This window comes from Kocuria rosea subsp. polaris (assembly GCF_001483755.1).
GTDB lineage: Bacteria > Actinomycetota > Actinomycetes > Actinomycetales > Micrococcaceae > Kocuria > Kocuria cellulosilytica.
Genome location: NZ_LQBK01000009.1, coordinates 133,582 through 160,492, shown reverse-complemented (window position 1 = coordinate 160,492; position 26,911 = coordinate 133,582). Strand labels below are relative to the sequence as shown.

At 74.6% G+C, this 26,911-nt stretch carries 24 protein-coding genes; 16 read left to right on the top strand and 8 right to left on the bottom strand.

Features of this window, described 5'->3' with window-relative positions; translation table 11 throughout:
- Nucleotides 1–59: 59 nt before the first annotated feature.
- On the bottom strand, nt 60–980 hold the full coding sequence (locus AVL61_RS18145; RefSeq protein WP_058873739.1) for a PfkB family carbohydrate kinase: 921 nt from the start codon (nt 978–980) through the stop codon (nt 60–62).
- Nucleotides 981–1,190: 210 nt separating this feature from the next.
- Here AVL61_RS18145 and AVL61_RS18140 point away from each other — a divergent pair, with 210 nt between their 5' ends.
- The 6 genes from AVL61_RS18140 (at nt 1,191) to AVL61_RS07520 (ending at nt 5,372) form a co-directional block, all read left to right on the top strand.
- Nucleotides 1,191–2,189: an adenosine deaminase gene (locus AVL61_RS18140; protein WP_197412663.1), complete on the top strand. Its 999-nt coding sequence runs from the start codon at nt 1,191–1,193 to the stop codon at nt 2,187–2,189.
- Between the two features lie 94 nt (nt 2,190–2,283).
- Nucleotides 2,284–2,670: a glycine cleavage system protein GcvH gene (gcvH, locus tag AVL61_RS07540; protein ID WP_058873738.1), complete on the top strand. Its 387-nt coding sequence runs from the start codon at nt 2,284–2,286 to the stop codon at nt 2,668–2,670.
- A gap of 180 nt (nt 2,671–2,850) precedes the next feature.
- Nucleotides 2,851–3,306, top strand: coding sequence for an FHA domain-containing protein (locus AVL61_RS07535; RefSeq protein ID WP_058873737.1), 456 nt, complete (start codon nt 2,851–2,853; stop codon nt 3,304–3,306).
- A 9-nt stretch (nt 3,307–3,315) separates the two neighbouring features.
- The gene (ftsR, locus tag AVL61_RS07530; protein WP_058873736.1) at nt 3,316–4,062 is read left to right on the top strand and encodes a transcriptional regulator FtsR; all 747 of its coding nucleotides are present in this window, start codon (nt 3,316–3,318) and stop codon (nt 4,060–4,062) included.
- Nucleotide 4,063: 1 nt separating this feature from the next.
- Nucleotides 4,064–4,588 carry a bifunctional nuclease family protein gene (locus AVL61_RS07525; RefSeq protein ID WP_058873735.1) on the top strand — a complete coding sequence of 175 codons (525 nt, stop codon included), beginning with the start codon at nt 4,064–4,066 and terminating at the stop codon, nt 4,586–4,588.
- A gap of 181 nt (nt 4,589–4,769) precedes the next feature.
- Entirely contained in the window at nt 4,770–5,372 is a 603-nt protein-coding gene (locus AVL61_RS07520; RefSeq protein ID WP_058873734.1) for a MerR family transcriptional regulator, read from the top strand.
- 10 nt (nt 5,373–5,382) lie between these two features.
- Here the strand turns inward: AVL61_RS07520 and AVL61_RS07515 are convergent, their stop codons facing one another.
- The gene (locus tag AVL61_RS07515) at nt 5,383–6,171 is read right to left on the bottom strand and encodes a ParA family protein (protein ID WP_058873757.1); all 789 of its coding nucleotides are present in this window, start codon (nt 6,169–6,171) and stop codon (nt 5,383–5,385) included.
- A 348-nt stretch (nt 6,172–6,519) separates the two neighbouring features.
- Here AVL61_RS07515 and AVL61_RS07510 point away from each other — a divergent pair, with 348 nt between their 5' ends.
- Nucleotides 6,520–9,972 (top strand): pyruvate carboxylase, encoded by a 3,453-nt coding sequence (locus AVL61_RS07510; protein WP_058873733.1) that lies wholly within the window; start codon nt 6,520–6,522, stop codon nt 9,970–9,972.
- An 86-nt stretch (nt 9,973–10,058) separates the two neighbouring features.
- On the top strand, nt 10,059–11,516 hold the full coding sequence (locus AVL61_RS07505) for a mycothione reductase (protein WP_058873732.1): 1,458 nt from the start codon (nt 10,059–10,061) through the stop codon (nt 11,514–11,516).
- A gap of 22 nt (nt 11,517–11,538) precedes the next feature.
- On the opposite strand, the gene AVL61_RS07500 is transcribed toward AVL61_RS07505, so the two are convergent.
- The 3 genes from AVL61_RS07500 to AVL61_RS07490 form a co-directional block, all read right to left on the bottom strand.
- Complete coding sequence (locus AVL61_RS07500; protein WP_058873731.1) at nt 11,539–13,437, bottom strand: AMP-dependent synthetase/ligase; 1,899 nt, start codon at nt 13,435–13,437, stop codon at nt 11,539–11,541.
- 70 nt (nt 13,438–13,507) lie between these two features.
- Complete coding sequence (locus AVL61_RS07495; protein WP_058873730.1) at nt 13,508–13,954, bottom strand: hypothetical protein; 447 nt, start codon at nt 13,952–13,954, stop codon at nt 13,508–13,510.
- Nucleotides 13,951–14,805 carry an alpha/beta hydrolase gene (locus AVL61_RS07490; RefSeq protein WP_058873729.1) on the bottom strand — a complete coding sequence of 285 codons (855 nt, stop codon included), beginning with the start codon at nt 14,803–14,805 and terminating at the stop codon, nt 13,951–13,953. The genes AVL61_RS07495 and AVL61_RS07490 overlap by 4 nt, the downstream gene beginning before the upstream one ends.
- A gap of 149 nt (nt 14,806–14,954) precedes the next feature.
- On the opposite strand from AVL61_RS07490, the gene AVL61_RS07485 reads away from it, so the two are divergent.
- Together AVL61_RS07485 and AVL61_RS07480 are read left to right on the top strand one after the other, a co-directional pair.
- The gene (locus AVL61_RS07485) at nt 14,955–15,806 is read left to right on the top strand and encodes a lysophospholipid acyltransferase family protein (RefSeq protein WP_058873728.1); all 852 of its coding nucleotides are present in this window, start codon (nt 14,955–14,957) and stop codon (nt 15,804–15,806) included.
- Nucleotides 15,807–15,846: 40 nt separating this feature from the next.
- Nucleotides 15,847–17,241 carry a class II 3-deoxy-7-phosphoheptulonate synthase gene (locus tag AVL61_RS07480; RefSeq protein WP_157571331.1) on the top strand — a complete coding sequence of 465 codons (1,395 nt, stop codon included), beginning with the start codon at nt 15,847–15,849 and terminating at the stop codon, nt 17,239–17,241.
- A 44-nt stretch (nt 17,242–17,285) separates the two neighbouring features.
- Here the strand turns inward: AVL61_RS07480 and AVL61_RS07475 are convergent, their stop codons facing one another.
- Together AVL61_RS07475 and AVL61_RS07470 are read right to left on the bottom strand one after the other, a co-directional pair.
- The gene (locus AVL61_RS07475; RefSeq protein WP_058873727.1) at nt 17,286–19,154 is read right to left on the bottom strand and encodes a protein kinase domain-containing protein; all 1,869 of its coding nucleotides are present in this window, start codon (nt 19,152–19,154) and stop codon (nt 17,286–17,288) included.
- A 45-nt stretch (nt 19,155–19,199) separates the two neighbouring features.
- Nucleotides 19,200–20,378, bottom strand: coding sequence for a lytic transglycosylase domain-containing protein (locus AVL61_RS07470; RefSeq protein WP_082697019.1), 1,179 nt, complete (start codon nt 20,376–20,378; stop codon nt 19,200–19,202).
- Nucleotides 20,379–20,497: 119 nt separating this feature from the next.
- On the opposite strand from AVL61_RS07470, the gene AVL61_RS07465 reads away from it, so the two are divergent.
- Complete coding sequence (locus AVL61_RS07465; RefSeq protein WP_082697018.1) at nt 20,498–20,884, top strand: Rv2175c family DNA-binding protein; 387 nt, start codon at nt 20,498–20,500, stop codon at nt 20,882–20,884.
- 50 nt (nt 20,885–20,934) lie between these two features.
- Here the strand turns inward: AVL61_RS07465 and AVL61_RS07460 are convergent, their stop codons facing one another.
- Nucleotides 20,935–22,086: a polyprenyl synthetase family protein gene (locus AVL61_RS07460; protein WP_157571330.1), complete on the bottom strand. Its 1,152-nt coding sequence runs from the start codon at nt 22,084–22,086 to the stop codon at nt 20,935–20,937.
- A 185-nt stretch (nt 22,087–22,271) separates the two neighbouring features.
- Here AVL61_RS07460 and dinB point away from each other — a divergent pair, with 185 nt between their 5' ends.
- The 5 genes from dinB (at nt 22,272) to ftsL (ending at nt 26,853) form a co-directional block, all read left to right on the top strand.
- Nucleotides 22,272–23,552: a DNA polymerase IV gene (dinB, locus tag AVL61_RS07455; RefSeq protein WP_197412662.1), complete on the top strand. Its 1,281-nt coding sequence runs from the start codon at nt 22,272–22,274 to the stop codon at nt 23,550–23,552.
- Nucleotides 23,553–23,607: 55 nt separating this feature from the next.
- Nucleotides 23,608–23,985 carry a DUF3040 domain-containing protein gene (locus AVL61_RS07450; RefSeq protein WP_058873725.1) on the top strand — a complete coding sequence of 126 codons (378 nt, stop codon included), beginning with the start codon at nt 23,608–23,610 and terminating at the stop codon, nt 23,983–23,985.
- Nucleotides 23,986–24,476: 491 nt separating this feature from the next.
- The gene (mraZ, locus tag AVL61_RS07445) at nt 24,477–24,908 is read left to right on the top strand and encodes a division/cell wall cluster transcriptional repressor MraZ (RefSeq protein ID WP_058873724.1); all 432 of its coding nucleotides are present in this window, start codon (nt 24,477–24,479) and stop codon (nt 24,906–24,908) included.
- 230 nt (nt 24,909–25,138) lie between these two features.
- Nucleotides 25,139–26,140: a 16S rRNA (cytosine(1402)-N(4))-methyltransferase RsmH gene (rsmH, locus tag AVL61_RS07440; protein WP_058873723.1), complete on the top strand. Its 1,002-nt coding sequence runs from the start codon at nt 25,139–25,141 to the stop codon at nt 26,138–26,140.
- Entirely contained in the window at nt 26,137–26,853 is a 717-nt protein-coding gene (ftsL, locus tag AVL61_RS07435; protein ID WP_231738315.1) for a cell division protein FtsL, read from the top strand. Before rsmH ends, ftsL begins: the two co-directional genes overlap by 4 nt.
- Nucleotides 26,854–26,911: the final 58 nt, after the last annotated feature.

The window sequence follows — 26,911 nt, the reverse complement described above, 5'->3', positions numbered from 1 at the left end:
CGCGGACCACCGGCCTTCTCTCGTTCCCGGGGCGGCGGCGCGGGCGCGCCCCGCGCGGCCTACGGCCGGGCCCGGGCGGCCGACTCGCGCAGCCTGTCGGGGTCGAGGTCCGGCCGGCCGCCGGCGGTGCCCACGACCTGGGCCGCCGCGGCGGCGGCCCACCAGGCCGCGGACTCGGGGCTCTCGCCGCGCAGCAGCGCGACGGTGAGCGCGGCGACGAACGCGTCGCCGGCACCGGTGGGGTCCACGGGGTCCTCGCCCAGGTGCGGCAGGACCACGTGCCCGCCGGGCCAGGCGACCACGTCGCCCTCCCCGGTCGCCAGGGCCACGACGCGCGGGCCCTCCGCGAGCAGCGACCGCGCGGCCCGCACCGTCCCCGGCACGTCCTGCGGCGCCCAGCCCACCAGGGCCTCGGCCTCGGCCGTGTCGGCCCGCACCACGGCGGCGGTGGCCAGCACCCGCCGGCGCACGTCCTCGTCCGCCGGGCCGCCGTCGGCCACCGTCAGCGCCCCGCCCGCCGCGGCGGCCTCCAGGGCCTCCGCCACGGCGGGCCCCGGCTGCTGCAGCTGGACCAGGACCGCGTCCGCCGAGCGCAGCAGGTCCCGGCTCGCGCGCACGTCCTCGGCCGTCAGCAGCGTCCGGGCGTCCACGTCCTCCAGCAGCCGGCGGACCCCGCGGGGCCCCACCAGGTCGACGAGCAGCGCGGTCGATGCGCCGGAGCGGCGCACCACGGCGCCGACGCCGATCCCGTCACCGGCGGCCTGGGCGAGCACCTCCTCGCCGGCGCGGTCCCGACCGACGACGCCGACGAGCTGGACCTCCGCCCCGAGCTGGCGGCACCCGACGGCCTGGTTGGCGCCCTTGCCGCCGAGCAGCTCCTGCCGCTCGAGCACGTCCGTCGACCCGCCGGCCGCCGGGAGCTCCTCCACGGTCAGCACGAGATCCCGCGCCACCTGCCCCACCACCACGACACCGGACATCCGGTCCTCCTTCCGCCGAGTGCTTCCGTTCGCGAGCCTAGGCCACGCCGGCCACGGTCCCCAGGGGTCGCCCCGCCGGGGACGCCGTCGGGCGGCGGCGGACCCGCACGGCCGGTCCCGTGGCGGCGGGCCGCGGCGGTCCGCGGCGCATACACTGCACGGAACGTCGAGTGCCCCGGTCCCGGGGCCGACCACGAAGGAGCGCCGGAGTTGAACGACCTGTACACCCTGCCGAAGGCGGAGCTGCACCTGCACATCGAGGGCACCCTCGAGCCCGAGCTCGCCTTCGAGCTCGCCGCCAAGAACGGGGTGGAGCTGCCCTACGGCTCGGTCGAGGAGCTCCGGCGGCAGTACGAGTTCGAGGACCTGTCCTCGTTCCTCCGCCTCTACTACGCCACGATGGCGGTGCTGCGGGACGCCTCCGACTTCGAGGCCCTGACCCGGGCGTACCTCGAACGGTCCATCGCCCAGGGCCTGCGGCACGTCGACGTCTTCTTCGACCCCCAGGCGCACCTCGCCCGGGGAGTGCCGCTCGGCACCGTGGTCGACGGCATCCGCGCCGCCCTCGACGCCGCCCGCGCCGAGCACGGGCTCACCAGCACGCTGCTGCTGTGCTTCCTGCGGGACCGGCCCGCGGCCGAGGCGGAGGAGCTCTTCGACTCGCTCGGGGACCAGCTGGCGCGGATAGACGGGATCGGTCTCGACTCGGCCGAGGTCGGCCACCCGCCGGCCCGCTTCGAGGCGGTCTACGCGCGGGCGCGGTCGGCCGGGCTGCACGTCGTCGCCCACGCGGGGGAGGAGGCGGGCCCCGAGTACGTCCGGGAGGCCCTGGACGTGCTGCGCGTGGAGCGGGTGGACCACGGGATCCAGTGCCTGCGCGACCCCGGGCTCGTGGACCGGCTCGTCGCCGAGCGGGTGCCGCTCACCGTGTGCCCGCTGTCCAACGTCCGGCTGCGGGTGGTCGACACGCTCGCCGACCACCCCGTCCTGGAGATGCTCGAGCGGGGCCTGCTGGTCACGGTGAACTCCGACGACCCGGCGTACTTCGGCGGCTACGTGGGGGACGTCTTCCAGGGGCTGCGCGACACCCTGGGCCTCACCGACGGGCAGGCGGCCGTCCTGGCCCGCAACTCGGTGGACGCGTCCTTCGCCGGGCCGGAGCGCAAGCGCTCGATCCACGCCGAGCTCACCGCGTGGGAGCGCCGCTGAGCGCCCGACACCCGGTGCTCCCGCACGCCCGGGCCCGCGGTGGGGTCTGTGCCATAATCGAGCCGACCGCACCCGCCGGACCAGGAGTGACCCCATGAGCAACATTCCCGCCGACCTGTCCTACACGGCCGAGCACGAGTGGATCGCCGCCCCCGACGCCGACGGCGCGGTGCGCATCGGGATCACCGACCACGCGCAGAACGAGCTGGGCGACGTCGTGTTCGTCCAGCTGCCCGAGGTCGGGGAGAGCGTCGAGGCCGGCGCCTCCGTGGGAGAGATCGAGTCCACCAAGTCGGTGAGCGACATCTTCGCCCCCGTCTCCGGCGAGGTCACCGCGGTCAACGAGACGCTCGAGGACGAGCCCGGGACCGTGAACTCCGCCCCCTACGGGGAGGGCTGGCTGTTCGAGGTGCGCCCCGCCGCCGAGGACTACCGGTCCGGGCTGCTCGACGCCGAGGGGTACGCCGCCCAGCTGGACTGAACCGCGCAGGCACCCCGGCCGGGACGTGTCCCGGCCGCCCTTGCGTGTCTCCACCACCCGGTACACTGAAGAGCAACCGGGTGGCTCCGGCCGGTCGCCCGGAAACCGCCGGGACAGGAGGTCGCGGGGTCGGGGTCCCACAGGATCCGTCCACCATCACGTCACCAGTCGAGGGAAGAGATGTCCAGAACCCAGAACGGCTCGAACGCACCCCAGGGGGAGCCGGAGACCACGTCGATCCAGATCGTGGCCGAGGTCCTCTCGCACGCGGCTTCCCACAAGCTCTCGCCCGAGGAGAGCTCCGCGGTCTCCGCGCTGCCGCCGCGCAGCGCCCTGCTCGTCGCCCACGACAGCGGCGCCACCGGCTCCCGCTTCCTCCTGGACCGGGACGAGGTCCCCGCCGGCCGCCACCCGTCCTCCGAGATCTTCCTCGACGACGTCACCGTCTCCCGCCGGCACGCCCGGTTCGTCCGGCGCGGCGACACCTTCGAGATCATCGACTCCGGGTCCCTGAACGGCACCTACGTCAACGGCGACCGCGTGGACAGCGTGCAGCTCGACAACGGCGACGAGGTCCAGATCGGGAAGTTCCGGTTCACGTTCTACCGTTCGCTGCGCTCGCAGTCGGACCAGTAGAAGGGAGCCATGACCGACCCCGCGGAGACCGATCCCCACCGGGACGACGTCCAGCACGAGCCCCGGGTGGGCATCAGCGCCGTGCTCAAGGAGCTCGGTGCTGACCACCCCGGCATCACCGCCTCGAAGCTGCGCTTCCTGGAGGACAAGGGCCTGGTCCACCCGGCCCGCACCGCGTCGGGCTACCGCAAGTTCTCGCGCGCGGACGTGGACCGGCTGCGGCGGATCCTGGAGCTCCAGCGCGACCGCTACCTCCCGCTGAAGGTGATCCGGGAGCGGCTGGACGCCGACGAGGACGCCCGGGACGAGGACGCCCGGCGCGCCGCGGAGTCCGCCGACCCCGTCACCGCACCCCTGCCGGTCGTCAGCGCGCCGCGCACCTACAGCCTGCGGGAGCTCGCCGCGCGCACCGGCGCCGGCATCCCGCTGGTCCGCGAGCTCGTGAGCTACGGCCTGATCCGGGAGCAGAACGGGGTCTTCGACGACCACGCCCTCGCCATCACCCGCGCGGCCCACGCCCTGACGGCCCACGGCCTGGAACCGCGCCACCTGCGCCCGTTCAAGGCCGCGGCGGACCGCGAGCTGGGCCTCGTCGAACGGGCCGTGGCGCCCCTGAGCTCCCGCCGGGACGCGGCTTCCCGGGCCCGCGCCGTCGAGCGCGCCGAGGAGATCTCCGGGCTGTGCCTCACCATCCACACCTCGCTCGTGCGCTCGGAGATCGCCGCGCTCCAGGAGCGGGCCGCGGTGGAGGGCTGACATGGCCGTGCACCAGGTCCTGATGGAGATCGCCGGCGTCCGCATGGACGTGCCGTCGGCGCAGCCCGTCGTCGTCCTGCGCGAGGTCGAGGGCGGGCGGCACCTGCCGATCTGGATCGGCACGAACGAGGCGACGTCCATCGTCTTCGCCGTGCAGGGCATCGAGCCGCCCCGGCCCCTGACGCACGACCTCGTGCTGTCGGTGGCCACCGCCTTCGGGCGCACCCTCACCCGGGTGCGGATCCACACGGTGGAGGAGGGCGTCTTCCACGCCGCGCTCGAGTTCTCGGACGGAACGGTCGTGGACTCCCGCGCCTCGGACGCGATCGCCCTGGCCGCCCGCACCGACTGCCCCATCCTGTGCACCGAGACGGTCCTCGACGAGGCCGGCCTCGTGATGAGCGGGGACGGCGAGCTGCGGGAGCCCGGTCCCCGCCCGGGCGAGGGCGAGCAGCAGCTGCCCCCGGAGACGCAGGTCGAGCAGTTCCGCGACTTCCTCGACAACGTCGACCCCGAGGACTTCTGACCCGGGCTCCCGCGCCCGTCCGCCCGACACGGGGCCCGGCCCGCCGATGTCTTTGACCCGGCCCCCGGGGAGGTCTACCGTCGAAGCTGTACTCGAGGTGTTCCCGGGGGGATCCGGACGTCTCTGCGAGACCATCCACTCCCGGCACCGCGAGGACCGGGTCCACGAGCGAGGAGGCGGCGTGAGCGACCGCGAGCAGCCCGGCGGCACGGCGGGGACCGGCAGCCCTCCGGCGCACGGCACCCAGGGGGTCCTCTTCGACGACTCCGTGGTCCGCGACGAGTCCGTGGGCTACCGCGGGCCCACCGCGTGCAAGGCCGCCGGCATCACCTACCGCCAGCTCGACTACTGGGCGCGCACGGGGCTCGTGGAGCCCACCGTGCGCGGCGCCTCCGGGTCCGGCACCCAGCGCCTCTACAGCTTCCGGGACATCCTGGTCCTCAAGATCGTCAAGCGCCTCCTGGACACCGGCGTCTCCCTGCAGCAGATCCGCACCGCCGTGGGCGCGCTGCGCGCCCAGGGGGTCGAGGACCTCGCGCGGCTGACGATGATGAGCGACGGCGCGAGCGTCTACGCGTGCACGTCGCCGCACGAGGTCATCGACCTGGTGCAGGGCGGGCAGGGCGTCTTCGGGATCGCCGTGGGCCGGGTGTGGCGCGAGGTCGAGGGCACCCTGGCGGCGCTGCCGGGGGAGCACACCGGCCAGGACCGGGCCCCCGGGCAGGAGCCCCTGCCCGACGACGAGCTCTCCGCCCGCCGGGCCCGCCGGCAGAACGCCGGCTGATCCCGGCGGCTCAGGACGGGCCGTCGAGCAGGCCCTGCAGGATCGCCGTGTATCGCCCGGAGATGTCCCGGGCCTCCGCCCCCGGCCAGCGGTGGATCGGCCAGGCCGCCCCCTGCGCCTGCTGCCAGACCGGCAGGTCCGGGATCACCGGGCTGACCAGCAGCGGGCCGAACAGCTCCTGCAGCTCCGTCAGGCGGTGACGGTGCTCCACCGACGAGTGCTGGACCTTGTTGACCACCACGCCGGCCGCCGGCACCGCCCACGTGCGGCTCTGCTCGAACTGGGCGATCGCCGTCATCGTGCGCTTGGTCCCCGCCACCGAGAACAGCGAGGGCTCCGCCACGGAGAGCACCTTGTCGCTGGCGGCCCACGCGGTGCGGGTCAGCGCGCTCAGGGTGGGCGGGCAGTCGACCAGCACCAGGTCGTAGCCCGTGGCGCCGGAGAGCGCCCGCTCCAGCCGGCCGAGGTCCTTGTCCCGGTAGTCGGAGCGGTCGAGGTGGGAGGACCGGGCCGAACCCGGGGCGACGTCGAGGGCCCTGGCGTCCAGACCGTCCCGCACCGCCCAGGACGAGGCCACGACCACCCGCTCGAGGGACCCGCGGCGTGGCCTGCGCAGCACCTCGCCGATGTCGTGACCGCGCTCCGGGTGCACCCCCAGCCCGGTCGTGGCGTCGGCGTGCGGGTCGAGGTCCACCACCAGCGTGGGCACTCCCGCCTGCAGGGCCGCGGAGGCGATCCCCAGGGTCACGGAGGACTTGCCGACACCGCCCTTGAGGCTGCTGACGCTGACGATCTGCACGGAGGGGACACCCTTCGCTCGCGGGGACACGGGGGAGGCGGCTCCTCGGCTCCGGGAACGGGGGCCGGGCGAGGAGACGGCTGCGCCCATCGTAGCCGGGTGCGCGCCGTCCGCCCGGGTCCGGCGCGGAGCCGTCCGCGGGCCGGGCGGCCGTCCCCCGCCGCCCGGTGTAGTCTGACCGGGATGCCGTTCTGTGACCGGGGTCACGGTTTGCCCGGTGACGGCGTGGTTCACTGGTCAGGACCGCGCACGGGTGGTCATGCTGGCCCTGTGCGCTACCTCGCACGACCTCTCAAGAATCAGTGCCCGGGTGTCCACCGGACGGACCCGGGTGCGGAACGGGTGTTGATGTTCTCCAAGATCCTGGTGGCCAATCGCGGCGAGATCGCGATCCGCGCCTTCCGCGCCGCGTACGAGCTCGGGGCCAAGACGGTGGCGGTGTTCCCCTACGAGGACCGCAACTCGATCCACCGGCAGAAGGCCGACGAGGCGTACCGGATCGGGGAGGAGGGCCACCCGGTGCGGGCGTACCTGGACGTCGCGGAGATCGTCCGGGTGGCCAAGGAGTCCGGGGCGGACGCGATCTACCCCGGCTACGGGTTCCTGTCCGAGAACCCGGAGCTGGCCCGTGCGGCCGCGGCGGAGGGGATCACCTTCGTCGGGCCCCGGGCCGAGATCCTCGAGCTGGCCGGCAACAAGGTCGCCGCGCTGAAGGCGGCCAAGCGCGCGGGCATCCCCACCCTGGCCTCGACGGAGCCCTCGGCGGACCCCGACGAGCTGCTGGCGCAGGCCGAGGGCATCGGGTTCCCCATCTTCGTGAAGGCGGTCGCCGGCGGCGGCGGCCGCGGCATGCGCCGGGTGGAGACCCCGGAGGCGCTGCCCGAGGCGCTGGCCGCGGCGATGCGCGAGGCCGACACCGCGTTCGGGGACCCCACCGTGTTCCTGGAGCAGGCCGTGCTGCGCCCGCGGCACATCGAGGTGCAGATCCTCGCCGACCACGACGGCGGGATGGTGCACCTGTTCGAGCGCGACTGCTCCCTGCAGCGCCGGCACCAGAAAGTCGTGGAGATCGCCCCGGCCCCGAACCTCGACGAGGACATCCGCCAGGCCCTGCACCGGGACGCGGTGAAGTTCGCCAAGGAGCTCGGCTACGTCAACGCGGGCACGGTGGAGTTCCTGGTCGACACCGCCGGGGAGCGGGCCGGCCAGCACGTGTTCATCGAGATGAACCCGCGCATCCAGGTGGAGCACACGGTCACGGAGGAGATCACCGACGTCGACCTCGTCCAGTCCCAGCTGCGCATCGCGTCCGGCGAGACCCTGACGGACCTGGGGATCGCCCAGGACCAGCTGACCGTGCGCGGCGCCGCCCTGCAGTGCCGGATCACCACGGAGGACCCGGCCAACGGGTTCCGCCCCGACGTCGGGAAGATCTCCGCCTACCGCTCCGCCGGCGGTGCCGGGGTGCGCCTGGACGGGGGCACCGTCTACGCCGGGGCGGAGATCTCCCCCCACTTCGACTCCATGCTGGTCAAGCTCACCTGCCGGGGCCGGGACTACCCCACCGCGGTGCACCGGTCCCAGCGCGCGCTGGCGGAGTTCCGGATCCGCGGCGTGGCCACCAACATCCAGTTCCTGCAGGCCGTGCTGGCCGACCCCGAGTTCCTCGCCGGCAACGTGGCCACCGACTTCATCGAGCGCCGCCCCGAGCTGCTCGAGGCCCGCACCTCCGGGGACCGGGCCACCAAGGCCCTGACCTGGCTGGCCGAGGTGACCGTGAACCGGCCCAACGGGGACCGGGTGGAGGGCATCGACCCGCGCACCAAGCTGCCCCACTACCCCGGGGACAAGCAGGACGAGCCGTTCCGCTCGCCCTTCGACGGGCCCTCCGAGCACACCCCGCCGGACGGCTGGCGGCAGAAGCTGCTCGAGCTGGGCCCCGAGGGCTTCGCGGCCGCGCTGCGGGAGCAGCAGGCCGTGGCGGTGACCTCCACGACGTTCCGGGACGCCCACCAGTCCCTGCTGGCCACCCGGGTGCGCACCCGGGACCTGCTCGCGGCGGCCCCCGCCTACGCCCACACGCTGCCGCAGCTGCTGTCCGTGGAGGCCTGGGGCGGGGCGACCTACGACGTCGCCCTGCGGTTCCTGGGGGAGGACCCGTGGGAGCGGCTGCGGCTGCTGCGCGAGGCCATGCCGAACATCCCGATCCAGATGCTGCTGCGCGGGCGCAACACCGTGGGCTACACCCCGTACCCCACCGAGGTCACGGACGCGTTCGTGGCCGAGGCCGCGGCGACCGGCGTGGACATCTTCCGGATCTTCGACGCCCTCAACGACGTGGAGCAGATGGCCCCGGCCATCGAGGCCGTCCGGGCGACGGGGACCGCGGTCGCCGAGGTCGCCCTGTGCTACACCGGGGACCTGCTGGACCCCGCCGAGGACCTGTACACGCTGGACTACTACCTGGACCTCGCGCAGCAGTGCGTCGACGCCGGGGCGCACGTGCTGGCGATCAAGGACATGGCCGGGCTGCTGCGCCCGGCCGCGGCGGCGAAGCTGGTGAGCGCCCTGCGGGAGCGCTTCGACCTGCCGGTGCACCTGCACACCCACGACACCGCCGGCGGTCAGCTGGCCACGCTGATGGCCGCGATCGAGGCCGGGGTGGACGCGGTGGACGTCGCCGACGCCTCGATGGCCGGGACCACCTCCCAGGTGCCCGCCTCGGCGCTGGTGGCGGCGCTGGCGCACACCGACCGGGACACCGGGATCCCGCTCGAGGCGATCTCCGCGATGGAGCCCTACTGGGAGATCATCCGCCGGATGTACTCCCCGTTCGAGTCCGGGCTCACCGCCCCCACCGGGCGGGTGTACCGGCACGAGATCCCGGGCGGGCAGCTCTCGAACCTGCGCCAGCAGGCGATCGCCCTGGGCCTGGGCGAACGGTTCGAGGACATCGAGGACATGTACACCGCCGCCAACGCCATGCTGGGCCGGCTGGTGAAGGTCACCCCGTCCTCGAAGGTCGTCGGCGACCTCGCCCTGCAGCTGGTGGGGATGGGCGTGGACCCGGCGGAGTTCGCCGCAGACCCGCAGCGCTTCGACATCCCGGAGTCCGTGATCGGCTTCCTCGCCGGTGAGCTGGGGACCCCGCCGGGCGGCTGGCCCGAGCCCTTCCGCTCCAAGGCGCTCGAGGGGCGCAACGTGCGGGTCGGGGTCACCGAGCTGGCGCCCGAGGACGCCGAGGCCCTCACTGGGGACTCCGCGACCCGGCGGGCCACGCTCAACCGCCTGCTGTTCCCCGGCCCGACCCGCGAGTACGAGGCCGGGCGGGCCAAGTACGGCAACCTCGCCCTGCTGCACACCCGCGACTTCCTCTACGGGCTGACCACCGAGCACGAGCACGTGATCTCCCTCGGCAAGGGCGTGCGCCTGCTGGTGACCCTCCAGGCGATCTCGGAGGCCGACGAGAAGGGCATGCGCACCGTGATGCTCACCCTCAACGGTCAGCCCCGGATGATCGAGGTCCGCGACACCTCGGTCGCCTCGGCCGTGCCCGAGACGGAGAAGGCCGACCCCTCGGACCCCGGTCACGTGGCCGCCCCGTTCGCCGGGGCCGTCACCGTGACCGTGGCCGAGGGCGACGCCGTGGAGCCCGGCGGGCAGGTCGCGACCATCGAGGCCATGAAGATGGAGGCCTCCATCACCGCGCCCACCGGCGGCACCGTCGCCCGGGTGGCCCTGAAGGGCGTCACCCAGGTCTCCGGCGGGGACCTGCTGATCGCCCTCGAGCCCGCCGGCTGAGCCGGCCCGCCGGCGCCGCGGCCCCGCGACGGGGCCGTGGCGCCGGGCGCCCGGGAGCGCCCCGCGCCGCGCATAGGATGGGCGCCATGCGGACTTTTGACCTCATCATCATCGGCTCCGGCTCGGGCAACTCCATCCTCACCGAGGAGTACGAGGACCTGGACGTCGCGATCATCGACGGCGGGACCTTCGGCGGCACGTGCCTGAACGTGGGGTGCATCCCCACGAAGATGTACGCGTACCCGGCCAGTGTGGCCCGCCGCGCCCACGAGGCCGAGCGGCTCGGCCTCGACGCCGCGGTGAACGGCGTGCGGTGGCGGGAGATGCGGGACCGGATCTTCGGGCGGATCGACGCGATCTCCCACGGCGGGCTCGAGTACCGCCGGACGCTGCCGAACGTGACGGTCTACTCCGAGCACGTGCGCTTCACGGGTCCGCGGACCCTGCGCACCGCGTCGGGGGAGGACCTCACGGCCGCGCAGATCGTGGTGGCCGCCGGCTCGCGCCCGGTGCGGCCCGAGATCCCGGGGATCGACCTGCCGCAGGTGCACACCTCGGACACGGTCATGCGCATCGACGAGCTGCCCCACCGGGTGGTGGTGGTCGGCGGCGGCTACATCGGTGCCGAGTTCGCCCACGTGTTCTCGAGCCTGGGCTCCCGGGTGACCCAGGTCAACCGCTCCCACCGCATCCTGCGCTACCACGACCCGGAGATCGCCGAGCGGTTCGCGCGCGAGGCCTCCCGGCAGTGGAAGCTCGAGACGGGCTGGACGCTGAGCGGGGTCGAGGAGTGGGACGGCGACGAGTGCGCCGCGATGGTCACCTTCCGGGACCCGGAGGACCCGGAGCTCGTCCTGCGGCTGCCCGCGGACGTGGTGCTGGTGGCCACGGGGCGGCAGCCGAACACCGACGTGCTCGACGCCCGGGCCGGCGGCCTGGACGTGCGGGAGGACGGCCTGCTGGCCGTCGACGAGTACCAGCGCGCCCTCTCCGGCGGCCGCCCCGTCGAGGGGGTGTGGGCGCTCGGCGACATCAGCTCGCCCTACCAGCTCAAGCACGTCGCCAACGCCGAGGCCCGCACGGTGCAGCACAACCTCCTGCACCCCGGCGACCTGCGGGCCACCGACCACCGGTTCGTGCCCTCCGCCGTGTTCACCAGCCCGCAGATCGCGTCTGTCGGCATGACCCAGGAGGAGGCCGAGCAGTGGGCGGTCGAGCAGGGCAGCGAGATCACCGTCAAGGTGCAGGACTACGGGGCCACGGCCTACGGGTGGGCGATGGAGGACCACACGGGGCTGTGCAAGCTGATCGCGGAGAAGGGCACCGGACGCCTGCTGGGGGCGCACCTGATCGGCGAGGAGGCCTCCCTGCTCATCCAGCCGCTGGTCCAGGCCATGCACTTCGGCCTCGACGCCCACACGATGGCCCGCGGCCAGTACTGGATCCACCCCGCCCTGAGCGAGGTCGTCGAGAACGCCCTGCTGGGCCTCGACGTCCCCGAGCACTCACCGCTGGCCCCGGAGGCCCTCGTCGGCGGCCGGTGATCCACCCGGCCGCCGACCCCCGCTACCCGCGGCCCGGCAGGTGCGCCTGGGAGAGCTTCTCCTTGATCCGCTCCGCCGGGGTGGCGGGGGCGGGGGCCGGCTCGGGGGCCGGGCGCGAGTAGATCTCCTCGATCCGGTCCCCGAAGTCCTGGGCGATCCTGGCCCGCTTGATCTTCATGGACGGGGTCAGGTGCCCGGAGGCCTCGGTCCAGTCGACGTCGAGGATCTCGAAGGCCCGGATGCTCTCCGCCCGGGAGACCGCCTGGTTCGCGTGGTCGACGATGGCCTGGACGTGCTCGACGACCTGCGGGTGGCGCGCGGCCTCGGCCACAGGCATCGCGGGGTCCAGGCCCATCAGCTCCAGGCGCGCGGGGAGCACGTCCTGGTCGAGGGTCACGAGCGCGGCCACGAACGGCCGGTCGTCCCCGACCACCATGACCTGGGAGACCAGGGCCGAGGCGCGGATGGGGTCCTCGAGGACGTTGGGGACCACGTTCTTGCCCCCGGCGGTGACGATGATCTCCTTCTTCCGCCCGGTGAGGGTGAGGGCGCCGTCCTCGTCGAGCGAGCCGAGGTCGCCCGTGCGGAACCACCCGTCCTCGAACGCCGCCTCGGTGAGGTCCTCGCGTCCGTGGTAGCCGCGCATGACGTGGGCGCCCCGGACCAGGACCTCCCCGTCCTCGTCGATCCGCACCTCGTTGCCCGGCAGCGGGAGTCCCACGGTGCCGATCTTGCCGATCTCCGGGGTGTTGACGGCGATCGGGGCGGTGGTCTCCGTGAGCCCGTAGCCCTCGACGACGTACACGCCGATCCCGTTGAAGAAGTGGCCCAGCCGGGTGCCGAGGGCGGCGCCGCCCGAGACGGCGTGCGTGACCTCCCCGCCCATCGCCGCCCGCAGCTTCGAGTACACGAGCCGGTCGTAGAGGGCGTGGCGTGCCCGCAGCACCCGCGGCACCCGGCCGGCCTGCCCGGCCCTCGAATAGGCCACGGCCGTGGCCACGGCGCGCTCGAAGATCAGGGACTTCGCCTTCCCGGCCTTCTCGGCCTTGAGGCGGGCGCTCTGGTAGATCTTCTCGAACACGCGCGGGACGGCCAGGATGAACGTGGGCCGGAAGGCCTCGAGATCGGCCATGAGGTTCTTCACGTCCGGGGTGTGCGCCAGGACGGTCCCGGAGTAGAGGGCGATCACCTCGACGAAGCGGGCGAACACGTGGGCCAGCGGCAGGAACATCAGCGTGCGCGCGCCCGGGTGGATGATGTCCGCGACGACCAGGGTCGTGTTCTCGCACAGCCGCACGAAGTTCCCGTGCGTGAGCTCGCACCCCTTGGGCGGTCCGGTGGTCCCGGAGGTGTAGATGATCGTGGCGACGTCCTCGAGCGCCCGCGAGGTGCGGCGGGCCTCGAGCTCGTCGTCCGGGACGTCCGCGCCGGCCCGGACGAGCTCGTCGAGACCGGTGCCCGTGCCGTCGAGGCGCCAGACGTTCGCCGCGGCCCGGAAGGGCGTCTCCCGCGCGGCCGCGTGCACGGAGTCCTCGAGGGCCTGCGTCTCCACGAAGACGGCCTTCGCGTCGGAGTCGCCCATGATCCAGGCGATCTGCTGGGCCGAGGAGGAGTCGTAGACGGGGACGGGCACCGCGCCGGCGTACCAGATCGCGAGGTCCGCGAGGGTCCACTCGTAGCGGGTCCGGCTGAGGATGCCCACCCGGTCGCCCGGCTCGATCCCCGCGGCCACGAGCCCCTTGGCCACCCCCTGCACGGAGGCCAGGAACTCCCGGGCATGCACCTCACGGGACGCCCCCTCCGCCCCCAGGACGGTGTACAGGTGCGGGTCCTCGGCCCGGTCCGCCTGCATCAGCAGGAAGTCCGTGATGCGGCTGTGGACCGGCGGGTCCACGATGGCGTCGGTCGCGACGTGGCGCATGGAGTTCTCCTCGGATCGGGGTCGGTGTGCCGTCCCGGCCAGTCTAGTGAATTGGCTCACGCAAACGACGTCAGACGCGGGCGCCGTCGTCCAGGTCGTCGCGGTCGTCGGGCAGCGACCTCAGCAGGTGGCCGATCGCCGCGGTCACCGCGACCAGGCCCGCCACGATGGCCCACCACGGGAGGGAGCCGGGCAGCAGGGAGAGCGCCACCAGCAGGACCGGCACGCCGACCAGCACGGTCCAGGACAGCAGCGCCCCGCCGCTGAGTCCCTGCGTGACCGGTCCAGGGTCGGGGGAGTAGGGCGCGTCGTCGTCCTCGGGGTCCTCGGCGCCCTCCGGGTCCTCCGCCCCCGCGGCGGGCCCGCCGAAGACCGCGTCCTCGGGGGACCAGTCCCGTGGACCCGCGAGGTGCCGGTCCCCGGCGCGGCGCACGTCGTCCAGGTCCGACACGATCCGGCTCCACTCGTCCTCGGGTCCCTGGCCGGCGCCACCGGGGGCGCCGGGGCCCGCGTTCATCGCCGCACCTCCCGGTCGGCGGGGCGCAGCGGTCTCGCGGTCACCGGGTTGCGGCCGGCCAGCAGGTCGTCGAGGAAGCGCACGGACCGCGCCGCGACCACGTCCGCCTCCCGGTCCAGGGTGGCCACGTGGAAGCTCTCCGCCAGCCGGACCAGCTCCACGTCCCCGCCCGCCCGGCGCAGCACGTGGTGGTGCGAGGCGTCGGAGACCACGTGGTCGTGCTGCGAGCGCAGGACCAGGACGGGGGCGGTGACCGCGGGCAGCATCCTCCGGGTCCGGGCCATGAACCGGCCCAGCTCGGCGACGCCCGCCACGGGCGTGCGCGGATAGGCGTGCTCGGTGACCCCGGGGAGGCTGATGTCGTCCCCCACGCCCGGCACGGAGGGCACCGCGCGGTGGAGGGCCGGGGCGAACCGCGCCGTGCGGCTGACGAGGGACAGGGCCGGGTTCAGGGCCACGACCCCGTCGACGGGCAGCGTCGCGGCGAGGTGCAGGGCGAGCGCCCCGCCCATGGACAGCCCGCACACCAGCACGACGTCGTGCCGGGCCCGCAGCTCCCGCACCTGCTCGGCGGCGTGGTCGCGCCACTGCTCCCAGCGCACGGCGGCGAGGTCCTCCCAGCGCGTGCCGTGGCCGGGCAGCAGGGGCCCCACGACGTCGGCCCCCGCCTCGTGCAGGGCCCGGCCCCAGGGGCGGACGCTGAACGGGACGCCGGTGAAGCCGTGCAGCACGAGCGCGCCCGCGGGGCCGTCGGCCGGGAAGCGGAAGGGAGCGCCCGGAACGTGCTCGGCGGCGGGCGCCCCGTCCGGGGAGGGGATGGACAGGTGCTGGTCTCCGACGGGTGGCGTCATGCCTCCATGATGTCAGGGCCGGGCGCCGTCGGCGGGTGCACCGGCGGCGGCGCCCGCGCGGACGTGAGAGAATACCGGAGGCCGGACCCGGTCCGAGCGGCACGGACCCTCGCGACATCCCGATCAGCACGAAGGAGTCCTCTACCCACATGGTCTACATGTTTCTGAAGCGCTACGTCGTCGGCCCCCTGATCAACGTCGCCTTCCGGCCCGAGGTCCGCGGCCTGGAGCACGTGCCCACCGAGGGCCCGGCCATCCTGGCGAGCAACCACCTCTCGGTCTCCGACTCGGTGTTCATGCCCGTGGCCGTGCCCCGGCAGGTGTTCTTCCTGGCGAAGTCGGAGTACTTCGACAGCCCCGGGGTCAAGGGCAGGGCGGTGGCGGCGTTCTTCCGCGCCATCAACCAGATCCCTATGGACCGGACCGGCGGCCGGGCCAGCGCGAAGTCCCTGAGCAACGGCGGGCGCAAGCTGCTCGAGGGCGAGCTGCTCGGGATCTATCCGGAGGGCACCCGCTCCCCGGACGGCCGCATGTACAAGGGCAAGATCGGCGTGGCCCGGCTCGCGCTCGAGACGGGCGCCCCGGTCGTGCCGATCGCCATGGTGGGCACCGACAAGGTGCAGCCGATCGGGACCAGGCTGCCGCTGCCCCGCCGCAGCGCCCGGGTCGCCACCATCTTCGGCGAGCCGCTCGACTTCTCCCGCTACCGGGGCCGGCAGAGCGAGCACGCCCTGCTGCGCGAGGTCACCGACGAGATCATGCACGCGATCCAGGCCCTCTCCGGCCAGGTCTACGTGGACGTCTACGCCTCGGAGCACAAGAAGCGGCTCACGGAGCAGAAGCGCCAGGAGACCAGGCAGGCCGCCGCGGAGATCGTCGGCAGCGCCAAGGACAGGGCGCGCACCGCCGCCCGGAGCGCGCGCCGGACCGCGGACTCCATCACCCACCGCGACCGTCCCGAGCCCGCGGACGGGGACGCCCCGCCGCCCACCGCCCCCTGATCCCCCGCCCGGCCCCGCCCCGGACGAGACATAGGAAGACATGATGCTCGACTTCACCGTTCCCGACAGCCTCCGCAACCTGGCCTCCCCGGTGCCCTCAGCGGCCGACTACCCGGGGCTGGACGACTGGCGCGGCCTGCCTGCCGACCAGCAGCCGACGTGGCGCGACCACCCCGACTTCGCCGCCTCGATCGCCGAGCTCAACGCGGTCCCGCCCCTCGTCTTCGCGGGGGAGGTGGACAAGCTGCGCGACCGTCTGGCCGAGGTCGCCAACGGCCGGGCGTTCTTCCTGCAGGGCGGGGACTGCGCCGAGACCTTCGAGGGCGCCACCGCCGACCGGATCAGCGCCCGGGTCAAGACGCTCCTGCAGATGGCCGTGGTGCTCACCTACGGCGCGTCCATGCCCGTCGTGAAGATGGGCCGGATGGCCGGGCAGTTCTCGAAGCCCCGCTCGTCCAACGACGAGACCCGCGACGGCACGACCCTGCCGACGTTCCGCGGCGAGATGGTCAACGGCTTCGACTTCACCGAGGAGTCCCGGGCCCACGACCCGCGGCGGATGGTGCGCGGCTACCACACCTCCGCCTCCACCCTGAACCTGATCCGCGCCTTCACCACGGGCGGGTTCGCCGACCTGCGCCTCGTGCACGCCTGGAACATGGGCTTCACCACGAACCCGGCCCACGCCCGGTACGAGTCGCTGGCCCGCGAGATCGACCGCGCCGTGAAGTTCATGGACGCGTGCGGCGCCGACTTCGACGCCCTGCGGACCACGGAGTTCTACGCCGGCCACGAGGCCCTCCTGCTGGACTACGAGCGGGCCCTGAGCCGCATCGACTCCCGCACCCACCTCCCGTACGGGACGTCCGGGCACTTCCTGTGGATCGGGGAGCGCACCCGGGAGCTCGACGGCGCCCACGTGGACCTGCTCTCCCGGCTGCGCAACCCGATCGGCGTCAAGCTCGGCCCGAAGACCACCGGCGACGACGCGCTCGCGCTCATCGACAAGCTCGACCCGCAGCGCGAGCCCGGGCGGCTGACCTTCATCACCCGGATGGGCGCGAAGAACATCCGGGAGAAGCTGCCCCCGCTCGTCGAGGCCGTGGAGCGCTCCGGCGCCAAGGTCGTGTGGGTCACCGACCCCATGCACGGCAACACCGTGTCCCTGCCGTCCGGCTACAAGACCCGCAACTTCGACGACGTCGTGGACGAGGTCCGCGGCTTCTTCGAGGTGCACGAGGCCATCGGCTCGTTCCCCGGCGGCATCCACGTGGAGATGACGGGCGACGACGTCGCGGAGTGCCTCGGCGGCGCCGATCCCGTCGACGAGTCCTCCTTCCAGGACCGCTACGAGTCGCTGTGCGACCCGCGCCTGAACCACATGCAGTCCCTGGAGATCGCGTTCCTCGTGGCGGGCTACCTCTCCCGCCGCTGAGCGCAGGACCGGGCCGACGGGGCCGGGGCCGGACCGGCCGTCCGCTACAGGACGGTCAGGACGATCTCGGCCTCGTCCGTCGTCTGGGCCACCACGTAGCCGAAGGGGGCGCCGAGGCGCTCCTCGACCCGCGACGTCCACCCCGCCTCCGCGAGGACCTGCACCGCCTCGTCCACGGGCCGTCCCAGGACCCCGGGGGCGGTGTCGGTGCGAGGGCCCCCCGAGACCGCCAGGTCCACCGCCGTGCCCACGGTCACCGCCGTGCCCGCGTCGGGGTGCTGGCCCACGACAGTCCCGGGCGCGGCGTCGTCGGGCACCGCGGTCCGGGTGCCGGCCGCCAGCCCGGCGTCCTCGAGCCGGGCCCGGGCCTGCTCCTCCGTCATCCCGGCGACGTCGGGCGCGGTCGTGCGCTCGGGGCCGGTCGAGACCAGCAGGACGACCTGCTCCGCGGCCCGCACGGTGGACCCGGCCGGCGGGTCGGTGCCGAGCACGGTGCCGGAGGGGGCCACCGGGTCCTCGGTCTCGTGCACGGCGACGTTGTCCAGACCGGCACCGGCCAGGTACTGCTCGGCCAGCTCGGGACCCGCTCCCCGCACGTCCGGCACGCTCACGGTCCCGCCGGGGCCGGAGCCCAGGAGCCAGCCCAGGAACGCCGCGGCGGCCACCGCGAGCGCGACCAGGGCCAGCGTCCCCGCCGCGTGCAGGGGGCGGGAGGGGCGCAGCTCGATCTCGGGGTGCCAGGGGTCGGTGGAGCCGTGCGCGGGCGCGGCCGGCCCGCCCGGGCCCGGCGGCCTCCCGGGGCTCGCCGCGGGGGCGCCCGGCGTCCCCGCCGGCCGGGCCCGGGAGGCCGCCGGGCCGAGGGCCTCCGTGGCCGCGGTCGCCGGGCCGAGGGCCTCGGTGGGCGCGCCCGCGGGGTCCAGCACGGTGGTGGTCCCGTCGCCGGGGCCCAGCACCGCCGTGCTCCCGCCGGCCGGGGCGGACGCGGCCCGCTGCCCCGGGGCCGGTGCGGCCGGGGAGCCGCTGCCCGGGACGGGCCCGGCACCGGGTGCGGGGCGCCGGGCGAGCTCGTCGGGCCGCAGTCCCGCCCGGACCGCCCGCAGCTCCTCGAGGAACCTGCCGGCGTCCGCCGGGCGCTGCCCCGGGTCCCGGGCCGTGGCGCGGGCGACGAGCCGCGCCGGGCCCGCCGGGAGACCGGGGTCCAGGGCGCGCAGGTCCGGGACGGCGCCCTCCGCGTGGGCGCGGGCCACGGCCAGCGGGGCGCCCTCGAAGGGCCGGCGGCCGGCCAGGAGCTCGAAGAGCACGATCCCGGCCGAGTACACGTCCGCCCGGGTGTCCACCCGCTGCCCGGTCACGAGCTCCGGCGAGGCGTAGCCCACCGTGCCCAGCACCGTCCCGGTCGCCGTGTGCTGGTCCACGGCGCGCGTGAGTCCGAAGTCCGCGACCGTCACCCGGCCCGTGCCGTCGATCAGCACGTTCTCCGGCTTCACGTCACGGTGCACCAGGCCGGCCCGGTGGGCCGCCGCGAGCCCGTCGAGGACCGGCTCCAGCAGCGTCAGTGCCTCGCCCGGGGGGAGGGCTCCGCGCCGGCGCAGGAGGTCCCGCAGCGTCGAGCCCGCCACGTGCTCCATCACCAGGTAGGGCACCCCGTCCGGGGCGTGCCCCTGGTCGAGCACGGAGACGACGTGGGGGTGGGAGAGCCGTGCCGCGGCCCGGGCCTCCCGCACGAACCGGTCCGCGGCCGCCGGGTCCTCCGCGAGGTGGGCGTGCATGAGCTTGACCGCCACGACGCGCTGCAGGCGGGTGTCCACCGCCCGGTACACGGTGGCGGTGCCGCCCCGGGCGATGCGCGGACCCAGCTCGTAGCGGCCCTCGAGGAGGGTCCCGGTCAGGTGGTCGGGGAGCGCGTGCTGCACGGGCTCAGCCTAGGGCGGGGCGCTGTGCGCCGGCTGGGTCGGAGGTCACGGACCGAACCGCTTGCGGTGGGACTTGACGTTCTTGACGTACTGCTTCGTGTCGTCGTACATCCCGTACTTCTTCACCCCGTGCAGGCCCTGGTAGTACGCGGCGATGGCCACGTCGGTGCTGGGGGCGCCGCGGCCCAGCTGCCGGATGATGGCCACGCCGGCGGTGACGTTGTCCTGCGGGTCGAGCAGGTCGAGCTCCCGGCCCACGAGGCCCGAGGCCCAGTCCCCGGCGGCCGGGATGACCTGCATGGCGCCCACGGCGTCCGCGGGGGAGACGGCCCGGTGGTCGAAGCCCGACTCCTGGTAGGCGTGCGCCAGGGCGAGAGCCGGGTCCACGCCCATCCGGACGGCGGTGTCGTGGACCAGTCCGCGCATCTCCTCCCGGGAGGGCGCCGGGCGGGAGGCGAGCTGCTCGTGGTGGCGGTTGGCGGAGTCCACCACGCCGCCCTCGTAGGTGCGGCCCAGGAACGTGTCGCCGACGGCGCGCTCCCGCTCCGGGCGCGGTGCCCCGGCCGGCTCCGGGGCCGCGGCGGTCCGCACGGCGGCCGGGGCCGGCGCGGCGACCGACAGCCGCTGACCCGGGCGCAGCAGGGAGTTCACCGTCAGGTCGTTGTCCTCGAGGAGCTCCTGGACCGACACCCCGCGCTCCTGGGAGATGCTCCACAGGGAGTCCCCGGAGCGGACCACGTGGTGCGTGCGGGGCGGATCCTCCGCCGGCGGGGCGGCCTTCTCCGGGGGCCCGGCGGCGGCGGGCGCGCCGTCGGAGAGGCGCAGCTTCTGCCCGGGCATCAGCAGCGCCGCGCCCGAGAGGTCGTTCCACCGCATGAGCTTGTCCACCGCGACGCCGTGGCGCTGGGCGACCGCCCACAGGGAGTCCCCGGGGGACACGGTGTGCACCGGGGTCTTCGTCGTCGACTGCTCCGCGAGCAGGGGCGCCGCGGCCACCTGGGCCGTCTGCGCGGGGGCGGCGTGGGCCACGGTCCCCCCGCCCAGGGCGGCCAGGGCGGCGACGGCGGTGACCGCCGAGCCCGTGCGGGCGCGGCGGGCCCAGCCGGGGGAGCGGTCGTCCTGCGCGCCGGAGGACCCGCCGGAGGACTCGGCGGGGGACTCGGTGGTGCTGCAGCGCGGTGCGTCGTTCGGGTCGGTCGTGTCGCTGTCGGGGGGAAACGGCATGAAGGGGCTCTCTGACGCTGATCGGGGAAGGTGCGGAGGTCTCAGCCGGCTCCGCGGGTCGAGCATACCGTGGCGGGCCCGCGTGGCACGGGCACCGGCGGACGTGGCACTCTGGGGGCGTGAAGAACACATCCGGAATCAGCACCGAGGAGTTCGACCGCCTGGACGGCCTCGTCCAGGAGTGGTTGCCCCTGCCCGACGTCGCCGAGCAGCTCGGCCTCGTGGTCACCCGCGTCCACGGTCTCGTCGACGACGGGACGCTGCTCGCCGTCCGCAACCCGCACGACGGCATCCGCCGGGTGCCGGCCGCGTTCCTGCTGGACGGCGCCGTGGTCGACTCGCTGAAGGGCACGGTGGCGGTCCTGCGGGACTCCGGCTTCACCGACGTCGAGGCGATCGCGTGGCTGTTCACCGAGGACGAGTCCCTGCCGGGCCGCCCCGTGGACGCGCTGCGGGACGGGCGCAAGACGGAGATCCGCCGCCGGGCGCAGGCCCTCGCCTGGTGACCCGCCCCTGACCGGTGCGCCGTGCCCGCCGGTGGGCCGGCGCGCGGGGCTCAGGACGAGCGCCGGACCGCGGCCGTCGCGAGAGCGCGCAGCGCGGCCATGGGCACGGTGCCGGCCCCGAGCCGGTCCAGCGCCGCGAACGCCTCGCGGCTGAGCCCGTCGATGAGCGCCTCCGTGGAGCCCAGGGCGCCGCACGCCGTGATCAGCGCACGCAGCTCCGCGACGTCCTCCTCCGTGAGGTCCGGCCGGCCCAGGGCCGCCTCGAGCCGCGCGACCTGCGCCTCGCTGCCGCGCGTGCGCACGTAGCCCACGAGCACCGTCCGCTTGCCCTCGCGCAGGTCGTCGCCGGCGGGCTTGCCCGTGGCCGCCGGGTCGCCGAACACGCCCAGGACGTCGTCGCGGAGCTGGAACGCCTCGCCGAGGGGCAGAGCGAAGGCGGAGCAGCGCTCCAGCACCGCCTCCGGTGCCCCGGCCAGGGCGGCGCCGAGCACCACCGGGTGCTCCACCGAGTACTTCGCCGACTTGTACCGGATGACGTCCAGGGCCCGCTGCACCGCGCCGGCGCGGTCCTGGCCCCCGCCGGCGACCTCGCCCTGCACGTCCAGGTACTGCCCGGCCATCACCTCCGTGCGCATGAGGTCGAAGACGGCCCGGGCGCGCCGGCCGCCGTGCGCCGTGGTGGTGGCCGCGGCGAACAGCTGCTCGCTCCAGGACAGGCACAGGTCCCCCGAGAGGATCGCGGCGGCCACGCCGAAGGCGGCGCCGTCCAGGGCCCAGCCCCGGTCCGCGTGCGCGGACTCGAACCGCCGGTGCACGCTGGGAGCTCCCCGGCGGGTGTCGGAGCGGTCGATGACGTCGTCGTGGATGAGCGCGGCGGACTGGAAGAGCTCCAGCGCGGCACCGGCCCGCACCACGGCCGGGTCCTCCGGATCGCCGCCCGCCGCCCGCCAGCCCCAGTAGCACAGCCGCGCGCGCAGCCGCTTGCCGCCGGCGGAGAGCGCGGCCACGGCCTCCAGCAGCGGGAGCGCCTCCGCCGAGATCCCGCCCAGGACCGCCCGCTGCCGCCCGAAGAACTCTTCCAGCTCCGCGTGCAGCCGGGCCGTGAACTGCTCGTCCTCGGCGCGGAAGGCGTCCTCGGGCCCGGCCTGCGGCGCGGTGCCGGAGGACACGTCGGGGTGGTGCGGGAGCGGCGGGCACGTCATGGGTGGCTCGACCTCGGTCTCGGAACGGCGGCGGACGGCCGCTGACGGGCCTCCGGGATGTCCGGCCCAGCCTATCGAAGGCCCGGCGGACGGGCCCGGGCCGCCGTGCCCGGAAGGGCGCCCGCACGGCGGCGGCGATGTCCGCGCCGAGGGCTATGCTGTGCCGGACCCGGGAGGAGGACGCGGTGGACGAGACGCCGAAGGACCGGCTGGACCGCTGGCGCTCGTGCGCCGTGCTGCACGTCGACATGGACATGTTCTACGTCGGCGTGGAGCTGCTCGCCGCCCCCCGGCTGCGGGGCCGGCCGGTCATCGTGGCGGGGGCGGGCCACCGCTCCGTCGTGCTCTCCGCCTCCTACGAGGCCAGGGAGTTCGGCGTCCGCTCCGGCATGCCCCTGGCGAGGGCCCGGGCCATGTGCCCCCGGGCCGTGCTGCTCGAACCCCACCGCGACGCCTACGAGACCTACTCCCGGCGGGTCATGGCGATGTTCTGGGAGATCACCGACCGGGTGGAGCAGATCAGCGTGGACGAGGCCTTCCTGGACGTCGCCGGAGCCGTCCGGCGGCTCGGCCCGCCGGTGGGCATCGCCCGCGCCCTGCGCGCCCGGGTGCGGGCCGAGCTGGGGCTCACCGCCTCCGTGGGGATCGGGGCCAACAAGACCGTCGCGAAGATCGCCTCCACCCGCTCCAAGCCGGACGGTCTCCTGCTCGTCCAGCCCGAGGACACCGTCGCGTTCCTGGCGGAGCTGCCGGTCTCGGCCCTCTGGGGCGTCGGCGGGCGCACGGCCGAGGTGCTCACCGGCGCGGGGCTGCGCAGCGTCGGGGACCTCGCGGCCGCCCCGGTCCCGATGCTGGCGCGCCTGGTGGGCCGGGCCGCCGGCCACCACCTGCACGAGCTCGCCAACGGGCGCGACCCCCGTCCGGTCGAGCCGGTCCGCGAGGAGAAGAGCGTGGGCGCGGAGGAGACCTTCCCCCGTGACGTCGCCGACGACCGGGTGCTGCACGAGGCCCTGCTGCGGCTGAGCCACCGGACCGCCTCACGGCTGCGCCGCCAGGGGCTGCGCGCCCGCCGGGTGGGGCTCAAGGTGCGCTGGGCGGACTTCACGACCATCACCCGCTCGCGGACGCTGCAGCACCCCTTCACCTCCGCCCACGACCTGTTCGAGCACGGCACGGGCCTGCTCGGCGAGCTCGGGAGCCGGCCGCAGGCGGTCCGGCTCATCGGCGTCCGGGCCGAGGGGCTGGAGCCCGCCACGGACGCCCTGCAGCTGAGCCTGGACGGCCGCGAGGAGGAGTGGGGGGCCGCCGAGCAGGCCATGGACCGGGTGCACGCCCGCTTCGGCGCCGAGCGCCTGGGACCGGCCCGCCTCCTGTCGCCCGCACCACGGAATCAGCAAGCCAATTCGGAGGCTGTTGACAGCCGTGTGCGCGGTGCCAAATCCGCACCCGACGGTCTATCCTGGTAACAGGCGGCGCCGGAACAGCCGGGGAATCCGCACCCGAAGGATGAGGAGGCCTACCGTGCCACTGTCCGAGCACGAGCAACAGCTCCTGGCCCAGCTGGAGAAGCAGCTCCACGCGGACGACCCGAGGTTCGTGACGAGCATGGGCTCCCGTGCCGTCAGGGGTGCCTCCACCCGCAACATCGTCCTCGGGATCGTGATCGCCGTCGTCGGCCTGCTCGTCCTCCTGGGCGGGGTGGTCATCGACTCCATCCTGGTCGGGGTCCTGGGCTTCGTCGTGATGGGCGCCGGTGTCTACGTCGCCACGATGCGCTCCGGCAAGCCCGGCCCCGGCGGCGAGGCAGGCAAGGGCGGCCCGCCGCGCCGTTCGTCCCCCTTCCTGCAGAACCTCGAGCAGCGCTGGGACCAGCGCAACTCCGGGGGCCCGTCCTCCTGACCGGCCCGGACCGGCTCCACCGGCTCGCGGAGCCGTCCGTGGAACGCCGTCCGTAGGGTTCCGCCACGGCGGACCGCTCCGCCCGATCCCTCCACCTCCCACCACCGCCCCGCGCCCGGAAGCGCGGCCTGCGACAGCTCCCCGGTGCGCCACCGGGGAGCTTTTTGGTGCCCGGGGAACGGCCCGCCCGCCGTCCTCCACTGTCCTCCCCGCCGTTCGCCACGGCGTCCTCCACCGCGCTCCAGCACGGTCCGTCCGCGGCCCGCCGCGACGCTCCCCGCCGGCGCCGGACCGCCCCCGCCGCGCCGCCCCGCGCGGCCCACCACAGCCCTCCACCCGCGCCCACCTGGGGCGACGCCCGCCGCGGGCCCCGGGCGCCGCGCCACGCCGCGGGGCCCGGGCCCCGCGTTCGTTGACCGGGGAGTGAAGTGGAGTAAAGTGGGGCGAAGAGATGGATCTGGGAGAACTCTCGGGCTGGAGAGGCGGTGAGCATGTTTCTCGGAACGTACTCACCCCGTCTCGACGAGAAGGGCCGCCTGATCCTGCCGGCGAAGTACCGGGAGGAGCTGGCGGAGGGACTCGTCCTGACCCGTGGTCAGGAGCGGTGCCTCTACGTGTTCAGCGTCCGTGAGTTCGAACGGGTCCACGAGCAGCTGAGGGCGGCGCCGCTGTCCTCGAAGCAGGCCCGGGACTACATCCGGGTCTTTCTCTCGGGCGCCTCGGACGAGGTCCCGGACAAGCAGGGCCGAGTCACCATACCGCCGCCGCTGCGGGACTACGCCGGGCTGGACCGGGAGCTCGCCGTCATCGGCGCGGGCACCCGGGCGGAGATCTGGGACGCCCAGGCCTGGAACGAGTACCTGAACGAGAAGGAGGCCGTCTTCTCCGAGACCGAGGAGGAAGTGGTGCCCGGGCTCTTCTGAGCGCAGGGCCGCCGAGACCACCCGCGGAGCACGCGGAGCCGCTTCCCGGATGAGATCTCCAGCCGCACAGCCGTCACCGTCCTGACTCACCTTCCCCTGAGCCAGGCCGGATTCGAGGGACGGCCAGCGGATGGGGTTCTGATCCTGGAAGGCCCGCCGCCGCACCACGGCGTCGACCCGGCGCCGGACACCGCAGACCGCACCACCGTCGACCGCCGAAGAGAGGGCCCATGGCGCAACGCCCAGCCGAGCAGCTCCACGTCCCCGTGCTGCTCGAGCGGTGCCTCGACCTGATGGCTCCCGCGCTCGGCGAGGACGGCGCCGTGGCGGTCGACGCGACGATGGGCATGGGTGGTCACTCCGAGGCGCTGCTGCGGCGCTTCCCCGGCCTGCAGCTGGTGGCCATCGACCGGGACCCCCAGGCGCACGCGCTGGCCGGGGCCCGGCTGGCCCCGTTCGGGGACCGCTTCCACCCCGTGCACACGACGTACGACCGGATCCCGGAGGCCCTCGGCCGGCACGGGTTCGACCACGCGGACGCGGTGCTGTTCGACCTCGGGGTCTCGTCCCTGCAGCTCGACGAGCGCGAGCGCGGCTTCGCCTACTCCTACGACGCGCCCCTGGACATGCGGATGGACGCCACGGCGACGGTCACGGCCCAGGACGTGGTCAACGACTACAGCGAGGCGGACCTGCGCCGGATCCTGCGGGACTGGGGCGAGGAGCGCTTCGCCGGCCGCATCGCCCGCGCGATCGTGGAGCAGCGGGCCAGGACCCCGCTGCGCACCACGGGAGAGCTCGTCGAGGTCGTCCGGGGCGCCGTGCCCCAGGCGGCCCAGCACCGCAAGGGGCACCCGGCGAAGCAGACGTTCCAGGCGCTGCGGATCGAGGTCAACGAGGAGCTCGACGTCCTGCGCCGGGCGGTCCCGGCCGCGCTGGACGCCGTGCCCGTCGGCGGGCGCGTCGTGGCCATGAGCTACCACTCCCTCGAGGACCGGATCGTCAAGCAGGCCTTCGCCCGCGGCGCCACGTCCACGGCGCCGAAGGGCTTCCCCGTGGAGCTGGACCAGCACAAGCCCACCCTGCGGGTGCTGACCCGCGGGACGGAGACCCCGACCCCCCGGGAGATCGACGAGAACCCCCGGGCGGCCTCCGCGCGACTGCGCGCGGTGGAGCGGATCAGAGAGAACACTCCCCCCACAGCACAGAACGCGCAGAGGTACAGGGCATGAGCGGAACCGGACTCCAGCGACGCCCCGCACGGACGGCCGCCGCGCGCACGGGCGTCGGTGCCTGGGCCGGGCGGCGCGGGCAGCGCCCGCCGGTGGAGGGCAGCTCCGCCCGGCAGCTGAGCAGTCCCGCTCCGCACCCGGAGGAGTCGTCCGGGTCCAGCCGGGCCCCGTTGTCCGTGGTCCCGGGGCGGGCACGGCGGCAGCGGTTCTCCACCGTGGTGCTCAGTCTCGTGGCCCTCGTGGTGGCGCTGGCCTCCATCCTGGTCCTGAACATCCAGATCTCCGGCGGCCAGTACCGGCTCGTGGAGCTGCGGGCCCAGGAGCAGGCGCTCAGCCAGCAGAACGAGGCGCTCACCCAGGACCTCGAGTTCTACAACGCCCCGCAGAACCTCGCGGTGATGGCGACGGATCTCGGCATGGTCCCCGCCCTGGACTCGGGCACGGTCGACCTGACGGACGGGACCGTCGAGGGCGACCCGCTGCCCGCGCAGCCGCAGGAGAACCACGAGATCCTGGTCGAGCACGCCCACCAGACCGGCTCGGAGGCCGCGGACCGCGCGGCCGAGCGCGCCGAGGACCGCGAGCAGGAGAAGGCGGAGCAGGAGCGCGAGGACGCCGAGCGGCGGGCCCGCGAGGACGCCGCGCCGGCCGGCGGTCCGGAGGCGGAGGGCGGTTCCCTCCCGGCGCCGCCGCAGCGCACGCCCGGGGAGTGACGGGGGCACCGGCCCCCGCACCCGCCGGCAGCAGCTCCCCGGACATCCCCCAGTCGCA